Here is an 18,710-nt window from a genome sequence, read left to right as displayed (position 1 = left end):
CCGAGTCTAGTCGCGACCCGGTGCACGCCTGCCGATCCCCGTTACGCGTACGCGAGGAGGAAGTCGACGGTGCCGGTGCCGCCGGGCTGGCCGGGTGGGACGGGCAGACCGGGTTCACTGTTCAGGACGTAGAACCCGCCGCTGCCGACCAGGCGGGGTGTCACGGCGAGGATCTGCGCCGCCATCGTCGCCCCGGTGGGGAGCACCACGTTGTCGAGCAGGAGCCGGAAGAGGTTCTCGTTCAGGTTCGCGACGTGCAGGACCCGGTACGAGCGGGGTGCGGGCTGGCCCGTGCTGGTCAGGCCCCAGACGGGTACGACCTGGTTGCGCCAGCGCGCCGGATTGTTGGTGATCGTGCTGTCGTGGTTGTTCAGTTGCGTCTGGATGCCCGAGTGGATGCCGGCCAGGTGGATGTGCAGCTGGTCCTGCATCCGGATCGTCGGGTCGGCCGAGTTGATGCCCAGCCCGATGTGGGGGTAGACGACGTGGGCGGGTTGTCCGGGCTGGGCGTTGTTCCACGCTTCCAACCAGTAGTTCGGTGCGTTGGTGGTCGTGATGAACGGGCACTCGATGCCGCTGATCCGGCAACTGGGGACGAGGAGGAAGTCGTGGTTCGACCCCGACCCCCCGTTGAGGACCACGTAGGTGGGTGTCGTCCGCAGGCACTGCGGGAACGGTGGGCCGGTCCTGGTGCCCTCGCAGACCTGCACCCGGTCCCACAGGTCGTACCGGCCGCCGGTGTCGGCGGGGTAGCCGCACAGCTGGGAGGGCGTGGGGCAGGCGGCGGCGCCGGGGCCGCCGGGTTCCGGTGGGGGCGGCGCGGGGGTCTGACCTCCGTCGGCGTGCCCGCCGTCGGCCAGTGCCCGGTCGGCGCCCATCAGGCCCAGGAGTCCGGTCGCGCCGGCGGTCCCGGAGAGCCGGACGAACTGTCGTCTGGGTATCGCGCCCACCGTGGCCTCCGTGATCGCCCTCCAGGAACGAGTCGACATTAGGGCGAACCGACCAGACGGCGCGGCGGCCGGAGACCGCGTCCCCTGAACGTGTCCGCCGCTGGATCGATGCTCGGTCGAGGGCCCGGCCGGCCGGGCCCTCGCGCTCAATGGTCGCGGCAGCCGAGCTGGTCGCCGATCTCGTTCGGGATGCCGAACGGGCTGCACTCGATCGCGCTGCCCTCGCCCAGCTTCCTCCATCTGCCGTCGTCGTACTCGAAGACCAGTACGCCGTCGCCCTGCATGCTCGGGTCGACGGCGCGCACACCGGCCGTCGCCCACCGACGCGCGCAGTTGATCTGGTCGGGGTCGATCCGGTGGGTGTCGCCGAGCCCCGACACCCGCTGAAGGGTGGCCGCGCTGACCGGGCAGGCGGCAGGGGTGGCGTCGGGTGTCGCCGGTGCCGTGCGGGTCGGTGAGGTGTCCGGGGAGGCGGACGTGGCGCTGGGTGCGGGCGACGTGGTGCCGGCCCCGGCCTCGGGCGCGGTCGAGGGGGTCGTGCAGGCCGCGAGGCCCGCCAGTACGGCGACGGGCACGAGGGCGCGTAGCGGTGTCGAGATCATCGGATCCTCCGGTCCAATCTGGAAGTGTTTCCCGCTAGACGCCTGTCGACCCGTCGAGGTTGCGGCCGGCGGGGATGCCGGGGGAATCCGACCGACGGGCGGTACATCCGATGTATGGCCACCTACCTGGTCGGTCGACGATGGCCGGTTGGTGATCTGTCATTGCCGGGAAGTGCCCGGTCGATGCCATCTGCTGGACGGCGGCGCTCCGCGGGACGGGTCAGAGGGCGCATTCCCATCATCTATCGACCATTGCCGATTCGGTTGCGTCGGAGTAACCTTCGCGAAACACATCAGATGTCTGGCTGTCTCCGGGGCTGATCTCGGCCGGTCACTCCGGTCCCTGGTCGATGCCAGCGAGCGGATCCCGACGACGGCTCTCATGGTTGTCCCGCTTCGGGTGGCCGGATCGGTCACCGTTTGGAGGATCGATGTCCGACCTGACTCGACGGCAGGCCATCAAGATCGGCGCGGCCGGTGCGGGCGGCGCTCTCCTGCCGCTGCCCTGGACCGCCGCGGCCCGCGCGGACGCGGTGGCGCCGCCGCAGGTGCTGGCCGCCGGGGACCTCGCCCTCTGGTACGACGAGGGAGCCGGCACCGACTGGCTCCGGGCGCTGCCGATCGGCAACGGCCGGCTCGGCGCCATGGTCTTCGGCAACGTCGACACGGAACGGCTCCAACTCAACGAGGACACCGTCTGGGCCGGCGGCCCGCACGACCCCAGCAACCCCCGGGGCGCGGGAGCGCTGGGGGAGATCCGCCGCCTGGTCAACGCCAACCAGTGGACCCAGGCCCAGGATCTGATCAACCAGACCATGATGGGCAACCCCGGCGGGCAGTTGGCCTACCAGACCGTCGGCAACCTGCGGCTCGCCTTCGGGTCGGCCAGCGGGGCGTCGCAGTACGACCGCACGTTGGACCTCACCACCGCCACCGTCACGACGTCGTACGTGCTCAACGGCGTCCGTCACCAGCGGGAGGTGTTCGCCAGCGCGCCGGACCAGGTCATCGCAATGCGACTCACCGCCGACCGGAACAACTCGATCAGCTTCACCGCCACCTTCGACAGCCCGCAGCGCACGTCGGTGTCCAGCCCGGACGGCGCCACGATCGGCCTGGACGGCGTCTCCGGGAACCAGGAGGGCGTCAACGGTCAGGTCCGCTTCCTCGCCCTGGCCAACGCCACCGTCACCGGCGGCAGCGTGTCCAGCTCCGGCGGCACCCTACGGGTCACCAACGCCACGAGCGTGGTCCTGCTGATCTCCATTGGCACCAGCTACGTCAACTACCGCAACGTCGGCGGCGACTACGGAGGCATCGCCCGGCAGCGCCTCAGTGCCGCCCGGGCCAACAGCTTCGACACGCTGCGCAGCAGGCACGTGGCCGACTACCAGGCGCTCTTCAACCGGGTCACGCTGGACCTGGGCCGCACCTCGGCCGCGAACCAGACGACCGACGTGCGCATCGCCCAGCACAACAGCGTCAACGACCCGCAGTTCTCCGCGCTGTTGTTCCAGTTCGGCCGGTACCTGCTGATCTCGTCCTCGCGCCCCGGCACGCAGCCGGCCAACCTGCAGGGCATCTGGAACGACTCGCTGACCCCGTCGTGGGACTCGAAGTACACGATCAACGCGAACCTGCCGATGAACTACTGGCCGGCCAACACGACGAATCTGGCCGAGTGTCACAACCCGGTGTTCGACATGGTCCGGGAGCTCTCGGTCGCCGGTGCGCGTACCGCCCAGGTGCAGTACAACGCGGGTGGCTGGGTCACCCACCACAACACCGACGCGTGGCGGGCCACGGCCGTGGTGGACGGCGCGTTCTGGGGGATGTGGCAGACCGGCGGCGCGTGGCTGTCGGTGTTGATCTGGGACCACTACCTGTTCAACGGCGACATCGAGTTCCTGCGGACGAACTATCCGGCCATGAAGGGCGCCGCGCAGTTCTTCCTGGACACCCTGGTGACCGAGCCGACCCTCGGCTACCTGGTGACCAACCCGTCGAACTCGCCGGAACTCAGCCACCACGCGAACGCCAGCGTGTGCGCCGGCCCCACCATGGACAACCAGATCCTGCGGGACCTCTTCGACGGCGTCGCCCGTGCGAGCGAGGTCCTCAACGTGGACAGCACCTTCCGGGCGCAGGTCCGGGCCACCCGCGACCGGCTCCCTCCGATGAAGGTCGGCTCGCGCGGCAACATCATGGAGTGGCTCTACGACTGGGTGGAGACCGAGCCCAACCACCGGCACATCTCCCACCTGTACGGGTTGGCTCCCAGCAACCAGATCACCAAGCGCGGCACCCCGCAGCTGTTCGAGGCGGCCCGCCGGACCCTGGCGCTGCGCGGCGACGACGGGACCGGCTGGTCGCTGGCCTGGAAAATCAACTTCTGGGCACGGATGGAGGAGGGCAAGCGGGCCCATGACCTCATCCGCTACCTCGCCACCACCGCCCGGCTCGCGCCGAACATGTTCGACCTGCACCCGCCCTTCCAGATCGACGGCAACTTCGGCGCCACTGCGGGCATCGCCGAGATGCTGCTGCAGAGCCACGCCGGCGAGTTGCACATCCTGCCCGCGCTGCCGCCGGCCTGGCCGGCCGGGAAGGTGACCGGCCTGCGCGGTCGCGGCGGGCACACGGTCAGCATCACCTGGAGCAACGGTCAGGCCACCGAGGTGCTCGTCCGCCCGGACCGCGCCGGCACGGTCCGCCTGCGCGCCCGGATCCTCACCGGCACCGTCACCGTTGTCGACACCGCCGACGGTTCGGCGCCCCGGGTCACCCGGATCGAGTCCGACCTGGTCGAGGTCACCGTCCAGGCCGGGCGCACCTACCGGGTCACCAGCACGGGCGTCGCCACCCCGACGCTGGAGCAGAGCTTCACCAACGCCGGCATCACCAACGACAACAACACCAACGTCGGCAACTTCGACGGCGGCGGGGCAAGCCTGTCCGCGCAGGCACTGGCCTCGGCCGGCGCCAGCCCGGGCGCCACGATCAGCCGCAACGGGGTGAGCTTCCGCTGGCCCAACGTGAGCCCCGGCACCGCCGACAACGCCGTCGCCTCCGGCCAGAGCATCGGCATCAGCGGCACCGGCAGCACGCTCGGCTTCCTGCTGACCGGCACCTACGGTGCGGTGTCCGGGACCGGCACCGTCGTGTACGGCGACGGCACCCGTCAGACGTTCACGCTGAGCTCGCCCGACTGGTACGGAGGGCCCCACTCCGGGGGAACCGCCGCCGTCGTGTCCGCGTACCAGAACCGTCCCAACAACGGCCGTCAGAACACCGCCGCCTGCATCTACTACGTGGGTGTGGCGTTGCAGAGCAAGGCGGTGGCCTCGGTCGTGTTGCCGAACATCAGCGCCCGTCCGGCGGCCAACGTGCCGACCATGCACATCTTCGCCATCGCGATCGGGGGATGACGGCAACGATTCCTGCTTGGGGGAGCACGACCGGGCCCGTCCCACCTGGGGACGGGCCCGGTCGCGTTCGGCGTTCGGCGGTGACCGTCGGTCACCTTCCTCGGGTCGGATTCGGTGTTGAGCGGTATACCTCAGAGGTATGAATATGACTCTGAGGTATACCGCTCACCAGCACATCGACGTGCCGGGCCAGCCGAAGCGCACCCTGTGGGCTTACTCGGCCTGTTCGTCTAGCTGATGCGCTCCCCGTGGCTCTCGATCCGGAAGTGGTCGACGGCGACGTCGAGGTCGGTGGAGGCGCCGGCCCGGTTGAAGGCCAGCACCCCGGCCTTCGTCGGCTCGGCGTTCAGCGTCTGGGAGCCGATGTAGCGGTAGACGCCTCCGTCGGTGGAGTAGTAGGCCCGGTACCGGTCCCCGGTCTTGGCCAGCCGCAGCCAGATGGCCCCGTCGGCCCCGACGATGCGCTGGGCGTCCGCCCCGGTGATCTCCACCGTGGATGTGACCCCGTTCTGTTCGCGCAGGAAGACGATCCGGGCCTTGTGGACCGGTGCGTTGGCGTTGGCCATCTCCCAGGCGAGCTTGACGTAGTTGTCGTCGTTCGCGTACGCGAGGACACCGCCCTGCTCGTTGTTGGCGGCGAGTGGCCGGGAGAAGACGATCCGGGAGTCGGCCGTCCAGTCTCCGTCGACGTCCTGGAGCGCCAGGTTCCGCGCGGTGTTGGCGGTGCCCTGCAGGTCACCCTGCTGGGCGGTGATGACCAGCGACCCGTCGGCCAGACGCCACCGGCTGTCGTCCGGTCGGACCCACTGCCACTGCGGGCCGAGCGAGGCCGAGTCGAACTCGTCGCTGCCGGTGAGGGTGGTGTTCAGGTCCACCACGTAGACCGACGACGCGCCGCCGTTGGTGACGGTCACCCGGGCCTGCCCGGTGGCGCTGTCAGCCTGCGCGACCGCGACCGAGGCGGCGGGGTCGGCGGCATCCGCCGCGACGGTCGGCACGGTCGTCGTGCCGGCCGGCGTGAGGACGTTGTAGTGCCGCACCGTCGGGGAGAAGGACGCCAGGGGCTCGTCGTCGACGCGCAGGCTCGCGAGCGTCGTGTCGGGCACCAGGTTGAAGACGTAGTTCTTCACCAGCGGCCCGAAGAAGCCCTTGGTGGTGACCTTGACGACCGCCTGACCGGGTACGCCGGTCGCCTGCGAGACGATCTCGTAGCGGGCCTTCCGGTCGGCGGTCCGCACCTTCGTGATGGTCGGCGACGCCCCGGCCGGCACCGGGATGGTGTACGCGTTGTCCGACAGGTTGAAGCCGCCGAACTCCTTTCCACCCACCACGATCGTCGCGGACAGCGGCGCGTCGTCCACCGGGATGTCCCGTCCGCTGAACTCCTTCCAGTAGTTCACCGACGTGTCCCGCCAGTCGGCGGCGTCCGCCTCGTGGACGGCCAGCTTGGCGCGTACCTCCGCGAACCGGCGTGCGTCGATGTCGGGCTGGAGCGTCTCCCAGGTCTCCCGCATCCAGGTCACGTACTGCACACCCATCTGGTAGCGGTAGACCAGCTCGTCCCAGAACGTCCGGCCGCTGTCCATCCGGTGACCCCAGGGCACGTGGTGGAACCACATGAGCAGGTTCTCCGGGACCGAGTCGATGTTGCCGTAGCGTTGCTGCAACCGGGGGAAGTACTGGGCGGCCAGGTTGCTGCCGGTGGGGGAGCGGTCGAAGCCCAGCCCGACGCTGTCGGCCTTGTTGTAGTAGATCGGGCTCCAGTCGTCGCGGCCCGCCCAGTCGGCGGGGTCGGGGCGGTAGTGGGCGCCCTCGGCGAACTGGTGGCCGATGCCCAGCGGCGTCTGGTAGCTGACCAGCGACTCCCAGGAACCCATCATCATCGCCCGGATGGTGTCGATGACCCGCCGGTCGTTGCTCCAGGTCATCCGGACCCAGTCCGTGGCGATGTCCGCCGAGTCGAGCGTCCAGTCCCACGCCTGCCGGCCGAAGGCGAAGAGGTTCGCCTGGGAGAAGTGGTGGCCGGTCAGGTTGTCGGCGTTGCCGAGGTTGGCGACCCCGACGATGGCGGTGTCCGAGTGATGCTGGGCGGTCCCGTCGACGATGTCGCCGACCAGGCGCTCGCGCAGCAGCTTCCCGTTGGCGTCGGTGGCGTACGTGTCGGTCTTGAGGATCTCCTCGTACATCGGACCGAGGTAGGCCAGCATCCAGTTCTGGCCCGTGTACTCCTGCGTGATCTGGAGTTCCAGGGCCTGGTTGGTGTTCTCCATCCGGCCGAACATCGGGTGGATCGGCTCCCGGGCCTGGAAGTCCAGCGGCCCGTTCTTGGTCTGGAGGAACACGTTGTCGGCGAAGCGCCCCCGGCTGCCGTCCGGCTGGACCTCGTCGTCGATCGGCCCGAACTCCAGGTAGGCCCGCTTGAGTCGGTCGTTGTCGACCTCGGCGTTGTAGACGAACGTCCGCCAGTGCACCGTCATCCCGAGCGGCGCCACCGCGGCGGCGATGGCGTTGGCGCCGTCACCGTGGTCGTACCCGAAATCCTGCGGCCCCGGCTGGCCCTCCGAGTTGGCCTTGACGGTGAGGCCCATGAAGTCCGGGATGGCGGCCTGGATCTGCCGGGCCCGTCGGTTCCACCAGCCCCGGAAGTCGGTGCCGTAGGGGTCCAGTTGACTGTTGGTGAGCGTGTCCGGCGCGAAGCGGCTGTCGGTGGGCGCGGTGTAGCGGATCGACAGGCCCAGCTTGACGCCGTACGGACGCAGCGCGTCGGCGAGGGCCGCCTCCTGCGCGATCCGGGCACTGGTCAGGTACGCGTTGTCGGCGTTGACGTTGTTGATGGTGATCCCGTTGATGCCCAGCGACGCCAACGCGCGGGCCATGACGACGTAGCGGTCCAGGATGACGGGCAGGTTCCGGCCGGCGCTGGCCCCGGTCGCCGCGAAGTTGAAGATCGCCCCGCTCTCCCCGTTCAGTCCGCCCAGCCCGGAGGCGTTGTTGCCGGCGTAGAGGCGCTCGGTCTCCCAGTTGTTCAGCAGCCGATGTTTGATCTTCGGTGACTCGGCGACGCGGAGATGGTCGATGGGCTTCTGCGTCTGCAGCAGCCGCAGGAAGGCGTACGTGCCGTACAGCGCGCCGAGGTCGGTGTTGCCGGCGATGACGGTGAACCTCGCCTTCCCGCTCGTCACCGAACGGACGAGATAACCCTCGTCGCCGACCGTGGCCAGGTCCCGCGTCGGGACGGAACGGCTCACCAACGGCGAACTCGTCGGCGTGCCGACGACCACCGCACCGTCCGGTACGCGGTGACCGTCGACAGTCGTCACGGGAGTGGGTTGGCCGAGCAGCCCACCCAGCCCGCGTACCAACTCGTCCCGGGCCGCGCCGAGCGTGGTCTCGGCCAACTTCTCGGCGGACCCGGGGGCCATGGCGAGGTCCGGCGTGTGCCGGTGGACCTTCGTGGCGTCGGCGTTCTCGACCACGATCCCGGTGACCGTGCGGCGGTAGTCGCGCAGCAGCTTCGGGTCGCTGACCGGCACGTACCGCAGCCACAGGTCGGAGCCGCTGTAGTCGTCGGGTGACGGGGCCGCGGCAACGGGTGTCGTGGCGACCGTCAGGGTGGCCGCGACCGTGGCGAGCACCGTTCCCAGCACGATGAGGGTTCGCCGTAGCCTGGGCGTCGAGCCTCGGATCATCGCCATCTCCTCGTTCGTCCACTCGGGATGCCGTGCGGCCCGGCGTGCGAGCACGACGACGTCGACAGATTGCTACATGTCGATGCTGTGCGGTGCGACAGCGCCTCGGCAACGAGTTGTCGTTTCTTGTCGCGGCCCGCAGCCTCGGGGCGATCGGGTCGACCGAGCGACACCTCGGGGAGCCAGGGCCGCCACGTTCGAATCGAGTAGCGTCGCCGGCTTCTCCCGTGAAACGGTCGCCGCGTGATTCAACCGACTCTGCGTACCGCCCGTCTGCTGATGGTTCCCCTCGCCGATCGGCACGTCGAACTGGAGGTCGAGCTCGACTCCGACCCGGAGGTGCTTCGCTACCTCACCGGGCGGGCGCGAACCAGGGACGAGGTGGCCGCGTCTCACGCGCGGAGGTTGGCACTGTCCACCACGGTGGACGGCCTGGGTTACTGGATGGCGTTCGGGTCCGATGGCGGTGCGCGCGGCACGGTGGCCCCGGAGCACGAGGACGAGGGCGACTTCATCGGGCTCATGATGCTTCCGCCGGCACACGGCCCCGACCAGCCTGACGATCCCACCGTCGCGGAGTTGGGCTACCGGCTTGCCCGCCACTGCTGGCGGAGAGGTCTGGCCAGCGAGGCATCCGAGGCCCTGCTACGGCATGCCTTCGACACGGTCGGGCAGAGCCGGGTGATCGCGCAGACCATGACGGTGAACGTCGGTTCTCAGGGCGTGATGAAGGCCGTCGGCATGCGATATGTGCGCACGTACTTTCCTTCCTGGGACGACCCGATACCAGGCACGGAATCCGGCGAGGTGGAGTACGAGATGACCCGTGAGATGTGGGAGGCACGTCGCGACGCGTACTGAGCCGACTGGCCAGCCCTCACCTGTGGCTCGACTGCGATCAGTGGCTCGCGGAGCGGCGTACGGCCCGTGACGACCGACGTGAGCCCCACCGGCTCAGCGGCAGATGTGCGCACGGACCTCTGCGACCGCGTCGGCAAGGACGTCCACTCCCTCTGTGATGGCGCGTTCGGAGAGGTTGGCGTAACCAAAGATCAACCCGCCAGGTTCGGCGGGGCTCAGTCGGTACCGGGAGACGCCCTGCACGGCCAGTCCGTGCCGGGCGGCCGCGGCCACGACAGCGGCCTCGTCGAGGTCGCGTGGAAGCCAGGTCACGACGTGTTGGCCCGCCGCGACACCGACCGGTTTCAGGTCGGGCAGGCGGGTGCGCAGTGCGGCCAGGAGCGCGTCGCGGCGGCGACGGTAGACCGGGCGCATGCGTCGAAGATGTCGGTCGACCTCGCCGCGGGTGAGGAAGTCGGCGAAGGTCAGTTGGTCGATGACGGGAGAGCCGCGGTCGGCCAGTACCTTGGCCGCCGCGATGTCGTCGACCAGGTGTGCCGGCGCCAGCAGCCAGCCCAGGCGCAGCCCTGGCGCCAGGGTCTTGCTCGCTGTGCCGCAGTACACGACGGTGTCAGGGGCCAGCCCCTGCATGGCGCCGATGGGCGAACGGTCGTAGCGGTACTCCGCGTCGTAGTCGTCCTCGATCACCACGGCGCCCCGACGCTGGGCCCAGTCGATCACGTGGGCCCGCGCGGAGGCCGACAGAACCCCTCCGGTGGGCCACTGGTGCGAGGGCGTCAGCACGACGGCGTCCGCATCGGCCTGTTCGAGTGCCTCGACGAGAATGCCGTCGGGCCCGACCGGGATGCCGATCACGTCCAGGCCGGCGGCGGCCGCGACGAGGCGGGCGTCGTCGTCCGGGGACGGGTCCTCGACGGCCAACCGCCGCGCGCCGCGCGCCGCGAGTACCTGGATCAGCAGCGCGATGCCCTGGCCGTAGCCGTTGCAGATCACGACGTTCTCCGGGCGGGCCGACGTGCCGCGGACACGGTTGAGATAGTCGGTCAGGGCTGCGTGCAGTTCGGGCACGCCACGCCCGTCGAGGTAGGCGAAGTGTTCGTTGGGCGCGGTGGTGAGGACCGCGCGCGCCGAACGCAGCCAGGCGGCCCGGGGGAACGACGACACGTCCGTTCGGCCGTACCCGAAGTCGATCCCGGCCGCCGGCCGATCCTCGGCGCGGCGATCCACCGGCGTCGGAACCGGCCCGGCCGCAACCCGGGTGTAGCCGCCCGCCTGACTGGTGAGGTAGCCCTCGGCGACGAGTTGCTGGTACGCCTCGACCACGACCCCGCGTGACACTCCAAGGTCGGCGGCGATGGTGCGGGTGGGTGGCAGGGACGTCCCGAGACGCAACCGGCCAGCCCGGATGCCACCCCGGATCGAGGCGGCGATCTGTCGGTGCAGCGGGTCGGCTGCGGACCTGTCGACAACAATGAGCAGGTCCTCGGCCGTACTTGAATTGGTCCTGATGCGGCCCATGCAATCGGACCTTACAAGGTGTACCGATTTCGGCCAGGCTCAGACCTATGACGACGACAGCGACGAGCCTCCGCCTCGCCGGCCGCCTCCTCACCCCGAACGACCCGGGTTACGACGCCGCGCGCGCCGTCTGGAATGCCATGATCGACCGCCGCCCGCAAATGATCGTGCGGGCCGCGAGCGTCACCGACGTCGTGACAGCGGTACGCCTGGCCCAGGAACTCGACCTGGAGATCGGGGTGCGCTGCGGCGGGCACAACGTGGCCGGCCTCGCTGTCCCCCCGAACGGTCTGATGATCGACCTGACCGCGTTGAACGCCGTTCGGGTCGACCCGATCCGGAGGCGAGCCAGGGTCCAGGGCGGCGCGCTGCTGGGCGCACTCGACCGGGCGTCACAGCCATACGGCCTCGCCACGACCGCGGGCAACGTCTCGCACACCGGGGTCGGCGGCCTGACCCTCGGTGGCGGCATGGGCTGGCTCGCCCGCCAACACGGTTTGGCCTGCGACAACGTCGTCTCCTACACGATGGTCACGGCCGACGGGGAAGTGGTGACCGCGACCCGAACCGAGAACCCCGACCTCTATTGGGGCCTGCGCGGCGGGGGCGGCAACTTCGGCATCGTCACCGACTTCGAATTCCAACTGCACCACACCGGAACGCAGACCCTGGTCGCCGAGTTCGACTTCCGCGCCGAGGACGCCGTACCAGTGCTCGAAGGCTGGCGGGACCTCAACGCCGTCGCGCCACGGCAGGCCACCTTCACCGCCGATGTCCACAGCACGCCCCGCGGCCCAATCGCCACCGTCGGCTTCGTATGGGTCGGCGACCCCGCACGGGGTCACCTGTTGCTGCCGGCGATGCGCGCACTCGGGCGCCCGGTCGCCGAGCGGGTCACCACCCCGTCATACCTCGAACTTCAGCAACGTGACGACACCACCGGTGGCCACGCCTACCGCCGGTACTCCAGCGCGCACTACCTGCGGCAGTTCCCCACCGCCGCGATCGAGGCGTTCCTGCTGCGCGGCGCGGCAGACCTCCACGCCGGCACCCAACTGCCCGGCGTCGGCCTGCAGGCACACGGTGGCGCGATCGCCGACGTCGCGGACGCCGACGCCGCGTTCAGCCACCGCGGCACCACGTTCGAGTACGGCGCCGGCTCCCGCTGGACCGAGCCATCCGAAGACGACGAACGGGTGGCAGCGGCGCGCAGCGCCGGCGTCGCGCTCGACCCGTACGCCCACGGCGTCTATGTCAATTCCCTCGCCGCCGACGAGGGGCAACGCGGGTTACGCCGCGCCTACCCGGCCGCCAAGCTCGCCAGGCTGACCGCCCTCAAGAACGTCTGGGATCGGCAGAACGTCTTCCATCTCAACCACAACATCCGGCCCACCCACGCCTGAGCCGGCACCGAGAGTGCCAGCAGGTGCTCTACTCGCTGAACTCGGTCACCGAGAGCGCGCCGCGGCACGGAGCTGCCCCTGGTGATCCGTGGCCGAGCATGATGCCACGACGATGCGGAGAGTCGTGGCAGGTGATGCCGTGATTCCTATCGGGCCGGCGGGAGTGCCAACGCTCGCGCCCAGGTGTGCCAGTAGGCGGCACCGTCGCTGGTCTGTCGCAGGACCGCGTCGGCGCGCGGCACGGCGTCGCCTGCTGTGCCTTCCGGCCACAGGCACAGCAGGTAGCGGTCCGGCCGTCGATCCATGTAGGTGTGGTCGCTCTCGTCAAGCTCGTCAGGATCGAGCCCGCCGAACGGGTCGTGCCCCTCGTCCATGCCCGTGGCGCAGTACCGCGCACGGTAGACCGGCAGCTCGCTGATGGCCTGCCCTTCGGAGGTCAGCGGCAGCCGGGCGAGCGCCCCCTCTCCCCACGGAACCAGGTCGACGACCGCGGCGCTCGGCACGAAGGACACCTCCACCACCTCCTCCCATTCCCCCGCTGCCGCCGGCGGCTCGGCGTCGTGCACCTCGACAGTGAGCCGGACCCGCCCAGAGTGTGTGCCGGTCATCAGGAACAGCGCGCCCGGCTGACCGCCCCCGCACAGGCCATTCGCCTGCCCGGCGAACGCCCATTCCATGTTTGGCGGGTCAGAACTGGTCACGTAGATCTGCCCGTAGTGGACCGGCACCTTGCCGTCGAAGAGAACACGCATCGAGCGATCCTGTCATCGACCGGCGGACGTCCGCTGCCCCGCAGACCGAACCACCCGCTCAGGAGCGGTGGGCCGCCGGGTCGGGTGCGGGCGGTTGGCGTACCCACTGTCGGGCGCGACCCGCGCTCCGACGGGCGGCCGTCGAGTGGCGGACCACGAGGCGTACCGGCAGGACCATCGGCCGGCCGGCGTGCCCGGGAGCGCCCTCGATCATCGTGAGGAGGTGCCGGGTCGCCGCCGAGCCCTCCGCGTAGAACGGTGCTGCGACAGTGGTCAGCCCTGGTGTGACGATGTCGGCGGCGAGGGTGTTGTCGAAACCCACGATGCTGACGTCGCCCGGCACGTCGACACCCATTCGGGTGAGGCCACGGATGAGCCCGATCGCCATCTGGTCGTTGAAGGCGAGGACAGCGGTCGCGGGACGGGCGCGCAGCTCCTCGGCGGCTCGCTCACCGCCCTCGATGGTCGGGCTGAACGGGCCGATCTGGCGTACCTTGATCTCCAGTTCCATGCCGGCTTCGAGCAACGACCGCCAGCGGATGCCGTTCGGCCAGGACGCCTGCGGCCCCGCGACGTAGGTGATGTGGTCGTGCCCCAGTTCCCCGAGGTGCTCGGCGGCCCGCCGGACCCCTCGGGGATTGTCCGTCACGACGCAGGGCACGTCGGCGACGGCGCGGTTGAGGACCACCACCGGCCGCTGCTTGGCGAACATCCGGATCGCCGAGTCCGACATTCGGCTGCTGGCCAACACGATGCCGTCGACCGTCGACATCGTGCGTTCGATCGCCGCCCGCTCCAGCCGGTCGGACTCCTGGGCGTCGATCAGCACCGTGGTGTATTCGTCGTGCATCGCCGTCTCCTGCGCACCGCGCACGATCCCGGCGTAGACCGGGTTGGTGATGTCGGCGATGACGAGCGCGATCATGCGCGTGCGGGACGTGGTGAGGGCGCGGGCGAGCGGGTTGGTGCGATAGCCCAACCGCTCGGCGACCTGGCGGACCCGCTCGGCGGTCTCGGAGTTGACGCGACTCGGCCGGGAGAAGGCACGCGACACCGTGGAGGGTGACACGTCGGCTTCGGCCGCGACGTCGTAGATCGTGGCTCTCTTGTCGGGCGGCCTGGTGTGGTCGGGCATTGCTGGGCTCCCCCCGGCTACGCGCCGTGATCATGTTATGACGACGGTGCGCACTCGGCAATGCCCCGGCAACATTCCGGCCCTCGAACGCATTCGCGCGAGGCAATACATGGCAACCCGTTGCCGTCGCGGCACGCCGGCTGTCTGAATGCATCGCAGATGGCCCATGGCGGGCGGCCTCACGGGCGACCCCACCTGAGCGGAGCGTGGACCTACCTGGCCGGGCCGGGTAGCCGACGAAGGAGACGGCTGATGGGTATGACGCGGCGAGGCGCCCTCCTGGTCACGGCATCGTCGCTCCTGGTGGGCGCGGTCGGGTGCGGAGCGCCGGAGACCCCCGGCGACACCTCGGGTGACACCTCCGGTGAGGTGCCGCAGCGACCCGGCCGGGCGGTGACGCTCAACGTCCTCGACGTGGCGGGCAACCTACAGCTCACCCAGGGGATGATCGACGAGTTCGTGTCGAAGAACCCGGACGTGATCTCCCGGGTGACGTACTCGAAGGCGCCTGCGCCCGAGCTGGCCGGCAAGATCAAGGCCCAGCAGGGTGCGGACCGGGTGGACATCGGTCTGGTGTTGACCGGCGTCGACGGCCTCGCGGCCGGGATCGAGCAGGGGCTCTGGGTCGACGTGCTGCCGGCGTTCGCCGACCGGCTCGGCGGGATGCAGAACTACCTGGAACCGGCCGCCGCGATGCAGAAACTCGCCGGCAACGCCGGCGTGACGGTCACCTACTATCCGTCCGGCCCGCTGCTCGAATACCTGCCGTCGCGACTCGCGACGCCACCCACCAACGCGCAGGCCCTGCTCGCCTGGGCCAAGGCCAACCCGAAGAGGTTCCAGTACGCCCGACCGGCCAACTCCGGTCCGGGACGAACGTTCCTGATGGGTCTGCCCTACATCCTGGGTGACTCGAACCCCAAGGACCCCACCGCGGGCTGGGACAAGACGTGGGCCTTCCTCAAGGAGTTGGGCCAGTACGTCGACTACTACCCGTCCGGCACCACCGAGACGATGAAGAACCTCGCCAACGGCACCGCCCACCTGATCGTCAGCACCACCGGCTGGGACATCAACCCCCGGGTGCTGGGCACGGTGCCCAAGGACGCGCGGATCGCCACGATCGACGGGTTCCACTGGGTCACCGACGCGCACTACGCCGTCATGCCCAAGGGCGTGTCGACCGACACGCAGGCCGCGGTGCTGGCCCTGCTGGCGTTCATGCTCACCCCCGAGCAGCAGGCGAAGGCGTACGACGAGGGGTACTTCTACCCCGGGCCGGCGGTGAAGGACGTCCAGCTCACGTCGGCGCCGCAGAAGAGCCAGGACGCGATCCGCGAGTTCGGCCGCCCCGAGTACGACGCGCTGATCGCCGGTAACCCCACCGAGGTCCCGCTCGACGCGAAGAGTCTCGTGGCGGCGTTCAACCGCTGGGACCGCGAGATCGGCGGCGGGAAGGTCAAGCAGGGATGAGCGCCTTCTCCCGGCTCCGCCTGGACGGGGTGTCCCGCCGGTTCGGTGGGCAGGCCGCGCTCACCGAGTTGGACCTGACGATCGAGGCGGGGGAGTTCATCGCGCTGCTCGGCCCGTCCGGCTGCGGCAAGTCGACGGCGTTGAACTGCCTGGCCGGGCTCCTGCCGTTGACGGCCGGGAGCATCTGGCAGGACGAGCGCCGCATCGACACGCTGCCGCCGGAGCGGCGCGGTTTCGGCATGGTGTTCCAGAGCTACGCGCTCTTCCCCCACCTGACGGTACGGGCGAACATCGCCTTCGGGCTCCGGATGCGGCGGTTGCCGAAGGAGGAGACGCGCCGGCGTACGGAGGAGGCGGTGCGGCTGGTACGGCTGGAGGACCACGTCGACAAGCTGCCCGGCCAGCTCTCGGGTGGTCAACAGCAACGCGTCGCCATCGCCCGTGCCGTCGTGTTCGAGCCGTCCCTCGTCCTGATGGACGAGCCGTTGAGCAACCTCGACGCCAAGCTGCGTCTGGAGATGCGCACCGAGATCCGCCGGCTGCACCAGTCGCTGGGCCTCACCACCGTCTACGTCACGCACGACCAGGAGGAGGCGTTGTCCCTGGCCGACCGGTTGGTGGTGCTGCGGGAGGGGCGGGTGCAGCAGGTCGGCTCGCCGCGTGAGCTGCACACCCGGCCGGCGAACCGACACGTCGCCGACTTCATGGGCTACCGCAACCTGTGGCCGGGCCGGGTCGAGCAGGTCGACGGCGTGCGGGCCACCGTCGGGTCGTCTGGTCATCGACTGGTCGGCGAGGCCGTCGGAGACCTGCGTGCCGGGGTGGACGCGGTGGTCGCGGTGCGCCCCGAGGACGTCCGCGTCGACGGGTCCGGCGAGGCCCGTGACGCCCTGCCGGCCACCGTCGAGGTGGTGGAGTACCAGGGGCGTGAGTTGGCGGCCGAGGCGCGCACCGACACGGGCCTGTTGCTGCACCTGCGGACCGAGCAGCGCATCGCACCGGGCGACCGGGTCACGCTCGCCGTCGACCCGCAGCGGCTCCTGGTCTATCCCGCCGACGCGGCGCAGCCGACCGACCGTCTCGCGGACGTCGTGGAGGCGGCGCGGTGAGCGGCAGCCGGCCCGGCAGACCGTTGACGCACTGGCAGCACCGTCTCGCCGAGCGGGGCATCGACCGTCAGCTCTGGTTGCTGGTGCCGGCCCTGGTGTTCGTTGTCGCCCTGTTCCTCTACCCGTTCTTCTACGGGCTGGGGCTCTCGTTCCAGCCGACCAGGGGTGGGCCGTTCAGCGACTACGTCCGGTTCTTCTCCGACGCCTACGAGCGGGGCACGATCTGGATCACGCTGCGGATCGCGTTGCCCGCCGCGCTGCTGAACGTCCTCGCCGCGGTGCCGATCGCCTACCGGATGCGCGGGCGCTTCCGGGCCAAGCGGCTGGTCACCACAGTGCTGGTCGTGCCGATCACGCTCGGCACGGTGCTCACCGCCCAGGGGTTGCTGAACTTCCTCGGCCCGACCGGCTGGTTCAACCGGATCCTGCTGGCCACGAACCTCGTCGACGAGCCGGTGCGACTGACCCACAACTACTGGGGTGTCTTCTTCTCGTTGGTGATCACCGGATTTCCGTTCGCGTTCCTGCTGGTGCTCTCGTACCTCTCCGGCATCGATCCGACCCTGGAACGGGCGGCCGCGACGTTGGGGGCGGACTGGCGTCGCCGGTTCACCAGGATCACCCTTCCGCTCCTGATGCCCGGCCTGGCCACGACCTTCTGCCTGACCTTCGTGCTGGCGTTCAGCGTGTTCCCGTCGGCCGTCCTGGTCGGCAACCCGGCCGGCGAGACGCGCGTCATCTCCCTCGCCGCGTACCAGGCGGCGTACGAGCAGTACGACTACCCGTACGCCTCGGCCATCGCGATGATCATGGGCTTCGTCGAGTTGGTGATCATCGCGGTGGTGTTGGCCGCGCGCAGCCGTTTCTACACCGGCTCCACCGGAGGCAAGGGCTGATGGCAACGATCACCGAGGCGCCACCGACGCCGTCCCCCGCCCGCACCGCACGTCGGCGCATCGTCGCGCGACCCGCCGCCTGGATCGTGTGGGGCGTCGTCGTCTTCTTCTTCCTCAACCTGTTGGGCGTCGTGGCGTCCGTGCTGGTCAGCTCGTTCGGCCAGCGCTGGTTCGACACCTGGCTGCCCGACGGCTACACCACCAGCTGGTACGGGCGGGCCTGGGAGGAGTTCGCGCTCCTGCGGGTCATCGTCGTGACGCTGGAGGTCTCCGTACTCGTCGTGGGTCTCTCGCTGCTGATCGGCGTGCCGGCGGCCTACGTGCTCGCGCGGCGGTCGTTCCCCGGCAAACGGTTGATCTTCCTCGTGTTCCTGCTGCCCATCCTGATGCCGCCGATCACGTACGGCATTCCGCTGGCGACCGTCCTCTACAAGTTTGGTCTGGCCGGGAACATGTCCGGGGTGGTGCTCGCCAACCTCGTACCCTCGGTGCCCTTCGTCATCCTGACGATGACCCCGTTCATCGAGCAGATCGACCCGCGGGTCGAGAGCGCCGCGCGCATGTGCGGAGCGGGACTGCGGACGGTGTTCCTCCGGGTCCTCGCACCGTTGCTCGTCCCGGGCATCCTCGCCTCCGCGATCCTCGTCCTCGTGCGGACGGTGGGGATGTTCGAACTGACCTTCCTCACCGCCGGGCCGGACTCGCAGACCCTCGTCGTGGCGCTCTACTACTCGATGTCGGCGTCCGGGATCCGGGCCCAGCAGTCGGTCGACGCCATGGCGGTCATCTACACCTCGATGATGCTCGTCCTGCTCGTCGTCGCCCTGCGCTACGTCAATCCGACGCAGCTCGTGGCGCGGGTCAAGGACGAGCCAGAGCACTGAGCGGCGGCCT

13 protein-coding genes are annotated in these 18,710 nt (G+C 69.8%); 7 read left to right on the top strand and 6 right to left on the bottom strand.

What is annotated here, in order from left to right; translation table 11 throughout:
* Positions 1–41 precede the first annotated feature (41 nt).
* Both GA0070612_RS24535 and GA0070612_RS24530 read right to left on the bottom strand, forming a co-directional pair.
* Positions 42–950, bottom strand: a complete 909-nt coding sequence (locus GA0070612_RS24535) for a CDP-diacylglycerol diphosphatase (RefSeq protein ID WP_231924315.1) — start codon at positions 948–950, stop codon at positions 42–44.
* A gap of 146 nt (positions 951–1,096) precedes the next feature.
* Complete coding sequence (locus GA0070612_RS24530; protein ID WP_088990064.1) at positions 1,097–1,552, bottom strand: hypothetical protein; 456 nt, start codon at positions 1,550–1,552, stop codon at positions 1,097–1,099.
* Positions 1,553–1,983: 431 nt separating this feature from the next.
* On the opposite strand from GA0070612_RS24530, the gene GA0070612_RS24525 reads away from it, so the two are divergent.
* Positions 1,984–4,980 (top strand): glycoside hydrolase family 95 protein, encoded by a 2,997-nt coding sequence (locus GA0070612_RS24525; RefSeq protein WP_088990063.1) that lies wholly within the window; start codon positions 1,984–1,986, stop codon positions 4,978–4,980.
* 230 nt (positions 4,981–5,210) lie between these two features.
* Here GA0070612_RS24525 and GA0070612_RS24520 read toward each other — a convergent pair whose 3' ends face one another.
* Complete coding sequence (locus GA0070612_RS24520) at positions 5,211–8,669, bottom strand: alpha-glucuronidase family glycosyl hydrolase (protein ID WP_088991734.1); 3,459 nt, start codon at positions 8,667–8,669, stop codon at positions 5,211–5,213.
* 243 nt (positions 8,670–8,912) lie between these two features.
* On the opposite strand from GA0070612_RS24520, the gene GA0070612_RS24515 reads away from it, so the two are divergent.
* On the top strand, positions 8,913–9,530 hold the full coding sequence (locus tag GA0070612_RS24515; RefSeq protein ID WP_088990062.1) for a GNAT family N-acetyltransferase: 618 nt from the start codon (positions 8,913–8,915) through the stop codon (positions 9,528–9,530).
* 93 nt (positions 9,531–9,623) lie between these two features.
* Here GA0070612_RS24515 and pdxR read toward each other — a convergent pair whose 3' ends face one another.
* Positions 9,624–11,048, bottom strand: coding sequence for a MocR-like pyridoxine biosynthesis transcription factor PdxR (gene pdxR / locus GA0070612_RS24510; protein ID WP_088990061.1), 1,425 nt, complete (start codon positions 11,046–11,048; stop codon positions 9,624–9,626).
* A gap of 47 nt (positions 11,049–11,095) precedes the next feature.
* On the opposite strand from pdxR, the gene GA0070612_RS24505 reads away from it, so the two are divergent.
* A complete protein-coding gene (locus GA0070612_RS24505) occupies positions 11,096–12,451 on the top strand; it encodes an FAD-binding oxidoreductase (protein WP_088990060.1) in 1,356 nt (451 codons plus the stop codon).
* 146 nt (positions 12,452–12,597) lie between these two features.
* On the opposite strand, the gene GA0070612_RS24500 is transcribed toward GA0070612_RS24505, so the two are convergent.
* Positions 12,598–13,203, bottom strand: a complete 606-nt coding sequence (locus GA0070612_RS24500) for a hypothetical protein (RefSeq protein WP_088990059.1) — start codon at positions 13,201–13,203, stop codon at positions 12,598–12,600.
* 58 nt (positions 13,204–13,261) lie between these two features.
* On the bottom strand, positions 13,262–14,338 hold the full coding sequence (locus GA0070612_RS24495; protein ID WP_088990058.1) for a LacI family DNA-binding transcriptional regulator: 1,077 nt from the start codon (positions 14,336–14,338) through the stop codon (positions 13,262–13,264).
* 252 nt (positions 14,339–14,590) lie between these two features.
* Between GA0070612_RS24495 and GA0070612_RS24490 the strand changes: the two genes are divergently transcribed.
* From GA0070612_RS24490 to GA0070612_RS24475, 4 genes are read left to right on the top strand one after another with little or no spacing between them, the layout of a single operon-like run.
* Entirely contained in the window at positions 14,591–15,811 is a 1,221-nt protein-coding gene (locus tag GA0070612_RS24490) for an extracellular solute-binding protein (RefSeq protein WP_088990057.1), read from the top strand.
* Positions 15,808–16,920, top strand: coding sequence for an ABC transporter ATP-binding protein (locus tag GA0070612_RS24485; protein WP_088990056.1), 1,113 nt, complete (start codon positions 15,808–15,810; stop codon positions 16,918–16,920). The genes GA0070612_RS24490 and GA0070612_RS24485 overlap by 4 nt, the downstream gene beginning before the upstream one ends.
* The gene (locus tag GA0070612_RS24480) at positions 16,917–17,816 is read left to right on the top strand and encodes an ABC transporter permease (RefSeq protein ID WP_088990055.1); all 900 of its coding nucleotides are present in this window, start codon (positions 16,917–16,919) and stop codon (positions 17,814–17,816) included. Before GA0070612_RS24485 ends, GA0070612_RS24480 begins: the two co-directional genes overlap by 4 nt.
* Complete coding sequence (locus GA0070612_RS24475; RefSeq protein ID WP_088990054.1) at positions 17,816–18,700, top strand: ABC transporter permease; 885 nt, start codon at positions 17,816–17,818, stop codon at positions 18,698–18,700. The genes GA0070612_RS24480 and GA0070612_RS24475 overlap by 1 nt, the downstream gene beginning before the upstream one ends.
* The last annotated feature ends 10 nt before the right edge of the window (positions 18,701–18,710 follow it).

Source organism: Micromonospora chokoriensis (assembly GCF_900091505.1).
Classification (GTDB): Bacteria; Actinomycetota; Actinomycetes; order Mycobacteriales; family Micromonosporaceae; genus Micromonospora; species Micromonospora chokoriensis.
Note: the sequence above shows the minus strand (reverse complement) of the source record. Positions and strands in the feature narration are given on the sequence as shown.

Bases quoted from the DNA above. Each gene is read 5' to 3' on its own strand.
- GA0070612_RS24485 (WP_088990056.1), top strand. From the start codon at position 15,808: ATGAGCGCCTTCTCCCGGCTCCGCCTGGACGGGGTGTCCCGCCGGTTC.
- GA0070612_RS24500 (WP_088990059.1), bottom strand. From the start codon at position 13,203: ATGCGTGTTCTCTTCGACGGCAAGGTGCCGGTCCACTACGGGCAGATC.
- GA0070612_RS24525 (WP_088990063.1), top strand. From the start codon at position 1,984: ATGTCCGACCTGACTCGACGGCAGGCCATCAAGATCGGCGCGGCCGGT.
- GA0070612_RS24490 (WP_088990057.1), top strand. From the start codon at position 14,591: ATGGGTATGACGCGGCGAGGCGCCCTCCTGGTCACGGCATCGTCGCTC.
- GA0070612_RS24475 (WP_088990054.1), top strand. From the start codon at position 17,816: ATGGCAACGATCACCGAGGCGCCACCGACGCCGTCCCCCGCCCGCACC.
- GA0070612_RS24530 (WP_088990064.1), bottom strand. From the start codon at position 1,552: ATGATCTCGACACCGCTACGCGCCCTCGTGCCCGTCGCCGTACTGGCG.
- GA0070612_RS24520 (WP_088991734.1), bottom strand. From the start codon at position 8,669: ATGATCCGAGGCTCGACGCCCAGGCTACGGCGAACCCTCATCGTGCTG.
- pdxR (WP_088990061.1), bottom strand. From the start codon at position 11,048: ATGGGCCGCATCAGGACCAATTCAAGTACGGCCGAGGACCTGCTCATT.
- GA0070612_RS24505 (WP_088990060.1), top strand. From the start codon at position 11,096: ATGACGACGACAGCGACGAGCCTCCGCCTCGCCGGCCGCCTCCTCACC.
- GA0070612_RS24495 (WP_088990058.1), bottom strand. From the start codon at position 14,338: ATGCCCGACCACACCAGGCCGCCCGACAAGAGAGCCACGATCTACGAC.